The 12,811-nt window shown below is 56.4% G+C and carries 14 protein-coding genes; 6 read left to right on the plus strand and 8 right to left on the minus strand.

The features are described from left to right. Positions 1 to 29 precede the first annotated feature (29 nt). Positions 30 to 368 carry a protein YbgS gene (locus tag EA20_RS0114275; protein WP_024967472.1) on the minus strand — a complete coding sequence of 113 codons (339 nt, stop codon included), beginning with the start codon at positions 366 to 368 and terminating at the stop codon, positions 30 to 32. A 291-nt stretch (positions 369 to 659) separates the two neighbouring features. Here EA20_RS0114275 and aroG point away from each other — a divergent pair, with 291 nt between their 5' ends. Continuing rightward, positions 660 to 1,712, plus strand: a complete 1,053-nt coding sequence (gene aroG / locus EA20_RS0114280; RefSeq protein ID WP_024967473.1) for a 3-deoxy-7-phosphoheptulonate synthase AroG — start codon at positions 660 to 662, stop codon at positions 1,710 to 1,712. An 87-nt stretch (positions 1,713 to 1,799) separates the two neighbouring features. Here aroG and gpmA read toward each other — a convergent pair whose 3' ends face one another. From gpmA to modE, 6 genes are all read right to left on the minus strand, one after another. After that, positions 1,800 to 2,552 (minus strand): 2,3-diphosphoglycerate-dependent phosphoglycerate mutase, encoded by a 753-nt coding sequence (gene gpmA / locus EA20_RS0114285; RefSeq protein WP_024967474.1) that lies wholly within the window; start codon positions 2,550 to 2,552, stop codon positions 1,800 to 1,802. Positions 2,553 to 2,697: 145 nt separating this feature from the next. Then, on the minus strand, positions 2,698 to 3,726 hold the full coding sequence (galM, locus tag EA20_RS0114290; RefSeq protein WP_024967475.1) for a galactose-1-epimerase: 1,029 nt from the start codon (positions 3,724 to 3,726) through the stop codon (positions 2,698 to 2,700). Continuing rightward, positions 3,720 to 4,868 (minus strand): galactokinase, encoded by a 1,149-nt coding sequence (galK, locus tag EA20_RS0114295; RefSeq protein WP_024967476.1) that lies wholly within the window; start codon positions 4,866 to 4,868, stop codon positions 3,720 to 3,722. Before galK ends, galM begins: the two co-directional genes overlap by 7 nt. A gap of 2 nt (positions 4,869 to 4,870) precedes the next feature. Continuing rightward, positions 4,871 to 5,917, minus strand: a complete 1,047-nt coding sequence (gene galT, locus EA20_RS0114300) for a galactose-1-phosphate uridylyltransferase (protein WP_024967477.1) — start codon at positions 5,915 to 5,917, stop codon at positions 4,871 to 4,873. 288 nt (positions 5,918 to 6,205) lie between these two features. Continuing rightward, positions 6,206 to 7,678: a molybdate ABC transporter ATP-binding protein ModF gene (gene modF / locus EA20_RS0114305; protein ID WP_024967478.1), complete on the minus strand. Its 1,473-nt coding sequence runs from the start codon at positions 7,676 to 7,678 to the stop codon at positions 6,206 to 6,208. A gap of 76 nt (positions 7,679 to 7,754) precedes the next feature. Beyond that, positions 7,755 to 8,534: a molybdenum-dependent transcriptional regulator gene (gene modE, locus EA20_RS0114310; RefSeq protein WP_024967479.1), complete on the minus strand. Its 780-nt coding sequence runs from the start codon at positions 8,532 to 8,534 to the stop codon at positions 7,755 to 7,757. Positions 8,535 to 8,678: 144 nt separating this feature from the next. Between modE and EA20_RS20370 the strand changes: the two genes are divergently transcribed. The 4 genes from EA20_RS20370 (at position 8,679) to modC (ending at position 11,494) form a co-directional block, all read left to right on the plus strand. Continuing rightward, positions 8,679 to 8,831 (plus strand): AcrZ family multidrug efflux pump-associated protein, encoded by a 153-nt coding sequence (locus EA20_RS20370; RefSeq protein ID WP_024967480.1) that lies wholly within the window; start codon positions 8,679 to 8,681, stop codon positions 8,829 to 8,831. A 145-nt stretch (positions 8,832 to 8,976) separates the two neighbouring features. Further along, a complete protein-coding gene (gene modA / locus EA20_RS0114320) occupies positions 8,977 to 9,750 on the plus strand; it encodes a molybdate ABC transporter substrate-binding protein (protein ID WP_024967481.1) in 774 nt (257 codons plus the stop codon). Next, entirely contained in the window at positions 9,747 to 10,436 is a 690-nt protein-coding gene (gene modB, locus EA20_RS0114325; RefSeq protein ID WP_024967482.1) for a molybdate ABC transporter permease subunit, read from the plus strand. Before modA ends, modB begins: the two co-directional genes overlap by 4 nt. Then, the gene (gene modC / locus EA20_RS0114330) at positions 10,436 to 11,494 is read left to right on the plus strand and encodes a molybdenum ABC transporter ATP-binding protein ModC (protein ID WP_024967483.1); all 1,059 of its coding nucleotides are present in this window, start codon (positions 10,436 to 10,438) and stop codon (positions 11,492 to 11,494) included. Before modB ends, modC begins: the two co-directional genes overlap by 1 nt. Here the strand turns inward: modC and EA20_RS0114335 are convergent, their stop codons facing one another. Further along, positions 11,495 to 12,313: a pyridoxal phosphatase gene (locus EA20_RS0114335; RefSeq protein WP_024967484.1), complete on the minus strand. Its 819-nt coding sequence runs from the start codon at positions 12,311 to 12,313 to the stop codon at positions 11,495 to 11,497. It abuts the gene before it with no gap. A gap of 148 nt (positions 12,314 to 12,461) precedes the next feature. On the opposite strand from EA20_RS0114335, the gene EA20_RS0114340 reads away from it, so the two are divergent. After that, on the plus strand, positions 12,462 to 12,811 hold a 350-nt coding region (locus EA20_RS0114340; protein ID WP_024967485.1), incomplete at its 3' end, for a beta-propeller fold lactonase family protein.

The following is a 12,811-nucleotide window of genomic DNA, read 5'->3' on the forward strand; positions in this document are numbered from 1 at the left end:
AGCTCTCCTTATCTTACAGCGAAGCGGAATTAGTGCGTGGTGCCATCGGTAGTGGTGTTCGCATCCGGACCCACTTTTTTGTTCATATCCGGGCACTTGCCATCTTTACACTGCGTATTTTCATGCATCTGATCGGCAGACATGTTGGTTGAGCCGTCAGCCTGCGTATTTGGCGAAGTGGCGTTACCTGTGTTGTTGATATCATTGTTATCAACATTATTAGGCTGCAGATTCTGTTTCGCGCTGCCCGATACTGCGCCTGCATCAGCGGCCTGATTGGCACCGCCGTTGCTGTCCGCTGCCATTGCCGCGCCGCTGCCCAGGGTCATTGCTGCTGTTAAAAAAACGATTGCGAACTTATTCATCATCAGACTCCGTAAATTAGTGAATATTCTCGAACCAAATTCCGCAAGGGCCTTTTAATCGCAGACACCTTTGGAATGGAAATAGATTACGCAGCAGACCCGTCACGCTAAAGTTAGTGATCTGTATGCGTTTTTTTAAGTTTCAACGTTATTAAGTGTAGTAAGGATTGAAAAAACAGCAAACCTGAGCGACGCGAAAAGCTGCAAAGGTGATTTACAGCCCTGTCCCCACGCGATAAATTGAGTTTGATGCGCCTGGTGTGCAGTACGGCTTTTGACATTACTGGAATAACTATGACTTATCAGAATGATGACTTGCGAATCAAAGAGATAAAAGAGCTTTTACCTCCCGTTGCCCTGCTTGAAAAATACCCTGCCACGGAAATGGCGGGCAAAACCGTTTCAGATGCGCGCCAGGCGATACACCATATTCTGCAAAAGAAAGACGATCGTCTGCTGGTGGTGATTGGCCCCTGCTCGATCCATGATACGAAAGCGGCAAAAGAGTACGCGGAACGCCTGCTCAGCCTGCGTCATGAGCTGAGTGATTCGCTGGAAATTGTGATGCGCGTTTACTTTGAAAAACCACGCACCACGGTAGGCTGGAAAGGATTGATCAACGATCCCTATATGGACGGTAGCTTCCAGATCAACGACGGTCTGCGCATCGCCCGTAAGCTGCTGCTCGATATCAATGATATGGGTTTACCGACTGCCGGTGAATTTCTGGATATGATTACGCCGCAGTATCTGGCCGATCTGATGAGCTGGGGCGCGATTGGTGCAAGGACGACTGAATCTCAGGTTCACCGTGAGCTTTCTTCAGGCCTCTCCTGTCCGGTAGGTTTTAAAAACGGCACAGACGGCACCATTAAAGTCGCCATTGACGCCATCGGCGCCGCCAGCGCGCCACACTGCTTCCTCTCGGTCACCAAATATGGGCATTCCGCCATTGTGGAAACCAGCGGCAACGGCGACTGCCATATCATTCTTCGCGGTGGTAAAGAGCCCAACTACAGCGCGCATCACGTTGACGCCGTGAAGATCGGGCTGGAAAAAGCGGGTCTGACGCCACAGGTTATGATCGATTTCAGCCATGCCAACAGCAGTAAGCAGTTCAAAAAGCAGCTTGAGGTTTCTGAGGATGTTGCGGGCCAGATCTCGGCGGGCGAGCATGCCATTGTCGGCGTGATGATTGAAAGCCACCTGGTGGAAGGAAATCAGAATCCTGACAGTGGTGAGGCGCTGGTGTACGGCAAGAGCGTGACCGACGCCTGCATCGGCTGGGAAGATACCGAAAAAGTGCTTCGTCAGTTGTCAGCCGCAGTAAAAGCGCGTCGCGGTTAACTGCAGGGGAGGGATTACTCTTCTCTTTATGCGAGCGGCTTAGCAAAAAAATCCGCCGGAAGGCGGATTTTTATTTATGCGCAAAAATTATTTCGCTTTACCCTGGTTTGCCACGGCCGCCGCTTTCGCTGCGATTTCGTCGGCATTACCCAGATAGTAATGTTTGATTGGTTTGAAGTTTTCATCGAATTCATACACCAGCGGTACGCCGGTCGGAATGTTCAGTTCCAGAATCTCTTCTTCGCTCATATCGTCCAGGTATTTCACCAGCGCGCGCAGGGAGTTACCGTGTGCGGCGATAATGACTTTCTCGCCTTTTTTCATGCGCGGCAGAATGGACTCGTTCCAGTAAGGCAGCACGCGATCGATGGTCAGCGCCAGGCTTTCGGTGGTCGGCAGCTGCTCAGCGCTCAGGCCCGCGTAGCGCGGATCGTGGCCAGGGAAACGTTCATCGGCACGATCCAGTTCTGGTGGCGTAACCGCAAAGCCGCGACGCCACTGCTTAACCTGCTCATCGCCATATTTCTGCGCGGTTTCCGCTTTATCCAGACCCTGCAGCGCACCGTAGTGACGCTCGTTCAGGCGCCAGGATTTTTCAACCGGCAGCCAGGCCTGGTCTACTTCATCAAGGATATTCCACAGGGTGTGGATGGCGCGTTTCAGCACGGAAGTGTAAGCGTAATCGAAGGTAAAACCTTCATTTTTCAGCAGCTGACCCGCTGCTTTAGCTTCGGTACGGCCTTTATCGGACAGATCCACATCGTACCATCCGGTGAAGCGGTTTTCGTTATTCCACTGGCTTTCGCCGTGACGTACCAGAACCAGCTTAGTTACAGCCATAGCTTAACTCCTTAATAATCTGACGTTTCTATGATAATGGTAAACCGCAAATTGCCGTCGCAATTTAATAGTGCCCTACCATAGCGGAATTCTTCGCGGCACGTAAGCCTGAAGCGCTCGCGATGCATGATTTTCATGCGCTTAATCAAACTGCCGTCAGGCGGTAGCGCGTCACACACTGAAACGATTCACCTGGCGTCAGCCAACAATCAGCTTGAGGCCATTCCGGATGATTGGGCGAATCGGGCAGAAATTCACTCTCCAGCGCAATGCCCTGAAAAGCAGTATAGACGCCCTGCTCACGGGCGGGCGTGCCGTCCAGATAATTTCCCGAGTAAAATTGCAACGCTGGCGCGGTGGTAAAGACAGTAAGCTTCAGCTTGCCGTCTGCTGAACAGAGCTCAGCGGCAGGCTGCTCGCCGTCGTTCAGCAGGTAAGCATGATCGTAGCCTTTCACCGCCCGCTGATCGTCATCGCTGAGAAAATCCTGCGCGACGGTTTTTGCCTGACGAAAATCGAAGCTGGTACCCGCCACCGCTTTCAGGTCGGCATTAGGGATCCCTTCATTATCCACCGGCAGATAGCGATCGGCGTTCAGCTGCAAGCTGTGCTGCCGGGCATCGCCATGCACGGCGTCCAGATTGAAATAGGCATGATTGGTCAGATTGACCGGGCAGGCCTCATCGACCGTCGCCTGATAGGCAATAGAAAGCGTATTATCATCTTCCAGACGATAGGTCAGGCTGACCAGCAGGGTGCCGGGATAACCCTGATCGCCTGAGGGTGAAACCAGACGATATTCCACCTCCTGCGCCGCCTGGCGGACGATCTGCCAGCGCCGGCGATCGAAGCCCTCCGGACCGCCGTGCAGTTGATGAGCGCCCTGATTTGCCGCCAGTTGAAAAGTCTTGCCATCACGGCTGATGGCTGACCGTGCGATACGGTTGGCGTAGCGGCCAACAGTAGCGCCCAGATAAGCGGTCTGACTGAGATAATCAGAAGGCGTGGCGCAGCCCAGCAGCGCTTCACGCACGCTGCCGTCGTTCATCGGCACGCGCGCCGAAAGCCAGGTCGCGCCCCAGTCCATAAAAGTGACGACCATGCCGCCCGCGTTGCGCAGCGTGGTGATGCGCCATGGCTGGCCATCGGGAGCGTGAGAGTCAGGGGTCAGCATTGTCCGGCTCCTTCTGAAGCTTTACAGACGTAGAACGTCTCTTTAATGCCGGATTTGGCTTCATACTGTTCCGCCACGGCTGCCCGTACGCTCTCAACCCGATCCAGCGGCATCAGCGCCACGATGCAGCCGCCGAAGCCGCCACCGGTCATGCGCACGCCGCCGCTGTCGCCCAGGCTCTCTTTAACGATATCAACCAGCATATCGATTGGCGGCACGGTAATTTCAAAGTCATCGCGCATCGAGGCGTGGGATTCCGCCATCAGCACGCCCATGCGCGCCAGGTCACCTCTGGCCAGCGCATCCGCCGCTTCCAGCGTACGGGCATTTTCGGTCAGGACATGACGTACGCGTTTGGCTACCAGCGGATCCAGCTCATGTTCTACGGCCTGAAACTGCGACAGTTCAACATCGCGCAGCGACGGCTGGGTAAAGAAGCGCGCGCCAGTTTCGCACTGTTCACGACGGGTATTGTATTCGCTGCCCACCAGGCTGCGGCGGAAGTTGGAGTTAATGATCACCACCGCGATATCTTCAGGCATCGGCACAGGGCGCGTTCCCAGCGTGCGGCAGTCGAGCAGCATGGCATGATCTTTCTTGCCCAGCGCAGAGATCAATTGATCCATAATGCCGCAGTTGCAGCCCACAAACTGGTTCTCTGCTTCCTGTCCGTTCACGGCGATGTCAGCACCTTCCAGCGGCAGATGGTAGAGCTGCTGCAAAACGGTGCCAACGGCGACTTCCAGCGAGGCGGAGGAGCTCAGGCCCGCGCCCTGAGGCACGTTGCCGGAAATGACCATATCCACACCGTTGAAGTCTTTACTCCGCTGCTGCAGATGCTTTACCACGCCCCGAACATAGTTGGACCACATCTGGTCCTTATGCAGCAGAATAGGTTCGTCGAGAGAAAAGCTGTCTTCCTGATTGTCATAATCAGCGGCAATAACACGCACGGTACGATCGTCGCGCTTCGCGCAGGCAATAACGGTCTGATAATCGATGGCGCAGGGCAGCACAAACCCGTCGTTATAATCGGTATGTTCGCCGATCAGGTTAACGCGGCCAGGCGCCTGAATGGTATGGCTGGCGGAGTAGCCGAAGTTGTCGCTGAAAATCTGATGGGTAGAGGTCTTTAAAGTCATTGTTATGCTCCCGTCTCGCGGAAATGGATATCACTGACGGCGCGCAGGCGCTCGGCTGCCTGCTCCGCCGTTAAGTCACGCTGGGTTTCAGCCAGCATTTCATAGCCGACCATAAATTTGCGTACCGTGGCGGAACGCAGCAGCGGCGGGTAAAAATGCGCATGTAGCTGCCAGTGATCGTTCGTGTCGTCGTTATAAGGCGCGCCGTGCCAGCCCATCGAGTAGGGGAAAGAGCACTGAAACAGATTGTCGTAGCGGCTGGTCAGTTTTTTCAGCGCCAGCGCCAGATCCTGCCGCTGCGCCTCTGACAGATCGGGCAGGCGTTTGACTGCCGCCTTGGGCAGCAGCAGCGTTTCAAACGGCCAGGCCGCCCACCAGGGCACCACGGCCAGCCAGTGCTCGGTTTCGACCACGGTACGGCTGCCATCTTTCAGCTCGCGCGCCGTGTAATCTACCAGCATCGGCGAACCGTGACGGGCAAAATAGGCGCGCTGTAGATCATCTTCGCGCTTCGCTTCATTAGGCAGGAAGCTGTTGGCCCAGACCTGGCCGTGCGGGTGCGGGTTAGAGCAGCCCATCGCGGCGCCCTTATTTTCAAACACCTGCACCCAGGGATAGTGCTGTCCCAGATCGGCCGTCTGTTCCTGCCAGGTTTTCACCACATCTTCCAGCGCGGAAAGGGAAAGTTCCGGCAGCGTTTTGCTGTGGTCTGGCGAAAAGCAGATAACCCGGCTGGTGCCCCGCGCGCTTTCACAACGCATCAGGATGTCGTCGCTTTCCGGCGCGTCTGGCGTATCCGTCATCAGCGCGGCAAAGTCGTTCGTGAAGACATAGGTGCTCGCATAATCGGGATTTTTATCGCCAGTCACCCGCGTATTGCCGGGACAGAGAAAACAGTCGGGATCGTGCGCGGGCAGTTTCTCCTGAGAGGCCGTTTCCTGAGCACCCTGCCACGGACGTTTGGCCCGATGGGGTGAAACCAGAATCCACTGATCGGCCAGTGGGTTATAGCGGCGATGGGGGTGATCGACCGGATTAAATTTTTGCATGTTGAGTCCTGGTAACCTTCTTAATGCCTCGATAGCTTTCAAGAAAAATAGCACAGCGTAACGAAATAAAGCGTGATCGAGTCTGTATAAATGGAATCGCTTACACAAGCTGAATATTCTGAAGTTTCAGCGCTAAAGCCAGTTTAGTCCATAAATAGCAGGAATGATTGATGATTTAATGGTAGCGGTTACATGGGCACATTGAGCGAATAATGAATTTGCACTTTTGCTGAACGCGCCCGCATCGTAGCGGCACCGATTCGTCGGGCGCGTCCGGCTCTCATCCTTTCAGGATAAAACGTCCTGCTGGTAGCGGTAGCTATTCCCTTCCGGCACAAAAGTGAGACGATGAGTGATGCATGCTGGTGCATCTTCCGCATGATGGGAAACGAAGAGAAGCTGAGTGTCGCCTTCATCAATCAGCACATCGACAAAACGCCGTACCAGCTGGCGGTTAAGCGGGTCCAGCCCCTGCAGCGGCTCGTCAAGGATGAGCAGGGCAGGATGTTTGACCAGCGCCCGTGCGATCAGCACCAGCCGCTGCTGTCCCCAGGAGAGGCTGTGAAATGGCGTTTCGCCCAGCGCACCGCCCATACCGAGCCGTTCCAGCCACTGGTCGGCCAGAAAATGCTGGCGGTCGGACACCGCCTGATAAAGGCCAATCGAATCGAAAAAGCCGGAAATCACCACGTTACGCACGCTGCTGCTGACGCGGTAGTCCAGATGCAGGCTGCTGCTGACGTAGCCGATATGCTGTTTGATATCCCAGATGGTTTCACCGCTGCCGCGCCGCCGGCCAAACAGGACCAGATCGTTGCTATAGCCCTGAGGATGATCGCCCGTCACCAGGCTGAGCAGGGTAGATTTACCCGCGCCGTTAGGGCCGACAATCTGCCAGTGCTCGCCAGGGCTGACCTGCCAGCTGAGATGATTAAGGATTGGCTTATCGTCGTAGGAGACGACCCCATCACGCAGTACCACCAGCGGCACGCCATCCGGTAGCCTGGCTTTGTCCGCCGCGTCGTCAGCTTCGGGCAGTGACATGCCCTGAAGCCGTTCGCTGTGGGCCAGCTGCGCCACCAGGGCATCTGCCAGGATCGTTTTGCGTGGGCCGGGCGGCATCAGCGTGCATTCTGCCAGTACGCCTACCTGGTCAATGAAGGCAGGAATATCGTCAAAGCGGTTGAGTACCAGTACCAGCGTCAGCCCCTGTTGATGAAGATCGGCCAGTATCGCGGCCAGATTAGCGCGGGAAGCCACGTCAAGACCGTCAAAAGGTTCATCCAGGATCAACAGATCGGGGCTGGCCATCAGCGCCTGGCAGAGCAGGGTCTTGCGGGTTTCGCCGGTAGAAAGGTATTTAAAGCGGCGCTCAAGCAGGGCGGTGATACCGAACAGGGCTGCCAGCGTCCGGCAGCGCGCCGGATCTTTCACCTCATCCTGAATGATTTCTGCCGTAGTGCGTCCGGTATCTTCCTCGCCCGGACTGAGCATATCGGTATTATTACGCTGCCATTCTTCGGCAACCAGCCGTTGTAGCTGTTCCAGCGACAGGCGAACAGGCCGGATGAAGGCAGAGTTTACGGCGCCTCTGGCTGGCGTCAGTTCGCCTGCCAGCGCGCGGGCCAGTGACGATTTTCCGCTGCCGTTCGCGCCGACAAAGGCCCAGCTTTCGCCCGCGCGGAGAGTGAGGTCAGGCAGCGTCAGCGTGCGGGTAGCGCTAAGGTGAAACGTGCCTTGCGAAATTTGCAACGTTAACATTTTTCGTTCCATTATATGCATTGTAACCTGAGTAATAAGCTGCGCTGGCAACAATGTCAAATGGAAGGGGGCGGATTCAGATCAGCGTCGCGATAATCACTTTGTCGGCGTTAAAATGTGCCGTCACCGGCAGGCCGGTTTTCAGCGCCTGCTCTGCGACGCGCGCATTACTCAGGGTGGCGCAGAGCGTCTCGCCGCTGGTGAGCGCGATCAGCACTTCGCTGTGGGTCTCTCCCGGCTCAAGCGTTGCGATGACGCCTTTAAGCTGATTGTCGGCGTCGGAAGCGTCGGTCGTGACATCCACCCACGGCGCTTTGATCAGCACCAGCACCTCTTTACCGCTGGTCAGCGCCAGCCGGTTTGCACTCTGTTCGGTCAGCGCGACGACGATGCGAGTGGCACCGTCCGCCAGCAGCACTTCAACGCGCTGTTGCACAGGCAGTTCATCCCGCTTTACCACCGTGCCATAAAGCTGGTTACGGGCGCTGGTTTGCAGCGAAAAGCGGGCAATAGCGCCCAGCAGGCTGCCGAGCGGCACATCATCCTGCAAGACGTCAAAGGCCTTTTGCTGGATCTGTTCCAGCAGCGCAAAGAGCTGAATAAGCCGTTCCCCATAGGGCGTCACGCTGGCGCCGCCGCCGCCTTTACCGCCGGTAGCACGCTCAACCAGCATCCGATCCGCCAGCGTGTTCATCTCGTTAATGGCATCCCACGCGCTTTTATAGCTGATACCGGCGAGCTTTGCGCCCTGGCTGATAGAGCCGGTATGCTGGATCTGCTTCAGTAGTTCAATCCGTCGCGGATCGGCGAACAGCCGCTGCTGTAGTTTCAGGATCAGAGAAAGTTCGGCCTGCATGGTAGCTCCTTGAGAAAGCGTGATTGATCAGAATTGTACACGCTCAGGCGGCCCAGCGTAAAAACCGGTAAAAGGCACAAAAGGTCAGTGCACTTTTCGCTATGCTGGTTACAATGACTTCTTTGTTCAGCAATCGAGGCGTCTATGCTGGAATTATTGTTAGGCCTTGCCGAAGCGATCCTGATGGTCCCTGTGGTGATGGCGATTATCCTCGGTCTGATTTACGGACTGGGCGAAGTGTTCAACGTGATTTCTAAAATCGGTCACCGCGACCAGCCTGCAAAAAACCGCCAGTAAATTCTCTCTCTCGCCCGGCTTTTCCGCCGGGCGCGTCTTTTTCCTGTTCCCGCTCAACTTTCTTTCATTCCTGCCGATATTCGTTAAGACAGCGCTTTGGTAATCGTTATATTATTTCCTATATAACGATTAACAGGAGATCACTATGTCTGTAAAACGGCTCCATGCTTTTATCGGCGTCACACTCAGCCTCTTTCTGGCGGGGAACGCGCTAGCCGCCGAAAAAATCACCGTTTTTGCGGCGGCGTCGCTAACCAATGCGCTCGGCGAGATCGCTGCTGAGTATCAGAAGCACAATGAGGTGGAAATTGTCTCCTCTTTCGCCTCTTCATCGACGCTGGCAAGGCAGATAGAGCAGGGTGCGCCTGCCGATCTTTTCATCTCTGCCGATCAGCAGTGGATGGATTATGCGGCAGAGAAAAATACGATAGATAAAGTCAGCCGCTATACGCTGCTTGGCAACGATCTGGTGCTGATAGCGCCGGTGGAAAGTCATCCGGCACCCGTAGCGATTACGGCGCAGACCGACTGGAAAAGTTTGCTGAAGGGGCAGCGCCTCTCTGTGGGCGATCCTGATCATGTGCCGGCCGGCATTTATGCGAAAGAGGCCTTACAAAGTCTGGGTGCCTGGGATACGCTGTCGCCGGTTCTGGCTCGCGGTAACAGCGTCCGTGCCGCGCTGGCGCTGGTGGAGCGCAACGAAACACCTTACGGCATTGTTTACGGCTCCGATGCGGTTGTCAGTAAAAAGGTCGCCGTCGTCGGCGTGTTTCCGGAAGCGAGCCACAAGCCGGTTACCTATCCGATGGCGCTGGTAAAGGGAGAGCACTCCCCTGGCGTCACCGCTTTTTATCACTATCTGAAAGGGCCGGAAGCCGCGGCCGTGTTCAAACGTTATGGATTTACGCCTGAAATATGATCCTCAGTGAGCCTGAATGGCAGGCCGTCGCGCTCAGTTTAAAAGTTTCCTCGGTGGCGGTGCTGTTCAGTCTGCCGTTCGGCATTTTAATGGCATGGATTCTGGTTCGCTGCCGTTTTCCGGGCAAATCGCTGCTGGACAGCCTGATCCATCTGCCTCTGGTGCTGCCGCCGGTGGTGGTGGGGTACATTTTACTGATTAGCTTTGGGCGGCGCGGTGTTATCGGCCAGTATCTGGATGCCTGGTTTGGCTTCAGCTTTGCCTTCAGCTGGCGCGGCGCGGCGCTGGCCTCAGCGGTTATCGCTTTTCCGCTGATGGTGCGCGCGATTCGTCTGTCGCTGGAAAGCGTGGACGGCAGGCTGGAGCAGGCCGCCCGCACGTTGGGGGCAGGACGCTGGCGGGTCTTTTTCACCATCACGCTGCCGCTAACCCTGCCGGGCATTATCGTGGGAACGGTGCTGGCCTTTGCCCGTTCGCTCGGCGAGTTTGGCGCAACCATCACCTTTGTTTCCAATATTCCCGGCGAAACCAGAACCCTGCCTTCTGCAATGTATACGCTGATTGAAACGCCCGGCGCGGAAGATGCGGCGGCTCGCCTCTGCGTGATTGCCATCGTGCTGGCGCTCTGTTCGCTACTGCTCTCAGAATGGCTCACCCGCTGGGGCCGCAAAAGGTTGGGGGGATAATGTTAGATCTGAATTTCACTCAGCGCCTTGGCGATCATACCCTGACGATTAATGCCCAGCTTCCTGCAAAGGGCATTACGGCGGTATTTGGCGTTTCCGGCGCGGGCAAAACGTCGCTGATTAATGCTATCGGTGGCCTTACCCGCCCACAAGAGGGGCGCATCCTGCTTAATGATCGGGTGCTATGCGACGCCGGTGCGGGCATTTATCTGCCGCCGGAAAAACGGCGTGTCGGCTACGTCTTTCAGGATGCCCGTCTTTTTCCGCACTACCGCGTGCGCGGGAATCTGGCATATGGCATGGCCAGAAGTATGCGGCCTAAGTTTGACCTTCTTGTCGGTCTGCTTGGGCTGGAGCCGCTGCTCTCACGCTATCCTGCCTCGCTCTCAGGTGGTGAAAAACAGCGGGTGGCGATTGGTCGTGCGCTGCTGACCGCGCCGGAAATGTTACTGATGGATGAGCCGCTCGCCTCGCTGGATCTGCCACGCAAACGCGAGCTGCTGCCTTATCTGCAAAAGCTGGCGGCGCAGGTGGCGATACCGATCCTCTACGTCAGCCACAGCCTGGATGAAATCCTGCATCTGGCGGAGCACGTGCTGGTTCTGGACGAGGGGAAAGTGAAAGCGTTTGGTACGCTGGAAAGCGTCTGGTCCAGCAACGCGATGCGGCGCTGGCTGCCGCGCCCGGAGCAGAGCAGCGTGCTGAAAGTACAGGTGCTGGAGCAGCACCCCCGCTACGCCATGACAGCGCTGTCGCTGGGCGATCAGCATATCTGGGTCAGCCGCGTTAACGCGCCGCTAAAAACGGCGCTGCGCATCCGCATTCAGTCTGCCGATGTCTCCCTGGTGCTTCAGCCGCCGGTGAATACCACCATTCGTAACGTTATCCCCGCTCAGGTGGCGGAGCTGCTGGAGGTTGATGACCAGATTGAAGTGAAGCTGCTGGTGGGGCAGAGCGAGCTCTGGGCGCGGATCACGCCCTGGGCCCGCGATGAACTGATGATAAAACCAGGGATGTGGCTCTTTGCTCAGATCAAAAGCGTCTCGATTACGCCCTGATCAGAGAATTTCCCGGTAGATCGTTTCCGCAATGCCTGGCTCCAGATTGGTACCAATCACCCGTCCGGCGCGGGCTTTGATCGCCTCGTCGGCGTTGCCCATCGCCACGCCAAGGCCGACGGTTTCCAGCATGCTGAGATCGTTGTAATTATCGCCAAAGGCCAGCACGTCGCGCATCTCTAATCCTTCAGAGGCTACCCACTGTGCCAGACGCCGGCCTTTACTGTTGCCCGCTTTGGCGATATCAACCTGGTCGTGCCACGACCATTCACAGGCCAGTCCCAGCTCTCTGTCCACGCGATCGGAAAACTGCTGTAGCGCCCGGGTATCGGGATGCGAGAGAGCAAACTTCCAGATTGATTTCGCCGCTTTCGCCGCTTCTTTGAGGCTTTCAACCTGACGGAATACCGGACGCTGCGCCTCGGGCAGCGACAGTCCCCAGTTTATGGTGCGGGCCACGTGACCGGTTTCAGTCTGATAGAGCATCGCATCGTCAACATAGAGCAGGCCGTGTATCGCTTCGGCATCCAGCATATCGATCACTGCGAGCGCCTGATCCTGCGGCAGCGGATCGGCATCCAGCACTCTTTTTGCAGGATAATCATACAAATAAGCGCCGTTACAGCAGATTGCAGGTGTATCGAGCGCCAGCGCCTGATAAAAAGGATGGATGGCGACGTGATGACGACCAGTGACGATAACGATCTTCACGCCCGCCTCGCGGGCTTTTTGTAACGCTTCCAGCGACTCGGGAAGAATGGTTTTGCGCGGCGTCAGCAGGGTGCCGTCCAGGTCCAGCGCAATAATGCGATAACTCATAAACAGTTCCGGAAGTGGCTAAACAAGAGCCGGTGAGTGTACACCTTGTGGTGAGACTGACAAAATGATGCGCCACAATTCCCCCACGCAGGGTGTTAAAACGCGCTACGCTTTGCCACAGGCCGATTACCCAGAAAAAGGAGAATTCATGAAACAAGTCGTTTATACCGCAAGCCCGGAAAGCCACCAGATCCACGCCTGGCAGTTGAATGATGACGGCGCGCTGTCGCTGTTGCAGGTTATCGATGCGCCAGGACAGGTGCAGCCGATGGTGGTCAGTCCCGATAAACAGTTTCTCTACGTGGGCGTCCGTCCCGATTTCCGGGTAGTGGCTTACCGGATCGACGCGGAAGGGAAGCTGGAAGAGGCGGGCCAGGCGTCGCTGCCCGGCAGCCCGACGCATATCTCCACCGATCGCGAGGGGCGTTTTATCTTTGTTGGCTCTTACAACGACGCCTGCGTCAGCGTGACGCCCGTTGGTACGGATGGGCTGCCGGG

It is taken from the genome of Pantoea sp. IMH (assembly GCF_000599885.1).
Taxonomy (GTDB): domain Bacteria; phylum Pseudomonadota; class Gammaproteobacteria; order Enterobacterales; family Enterobacteriaceae; genus Erwinia.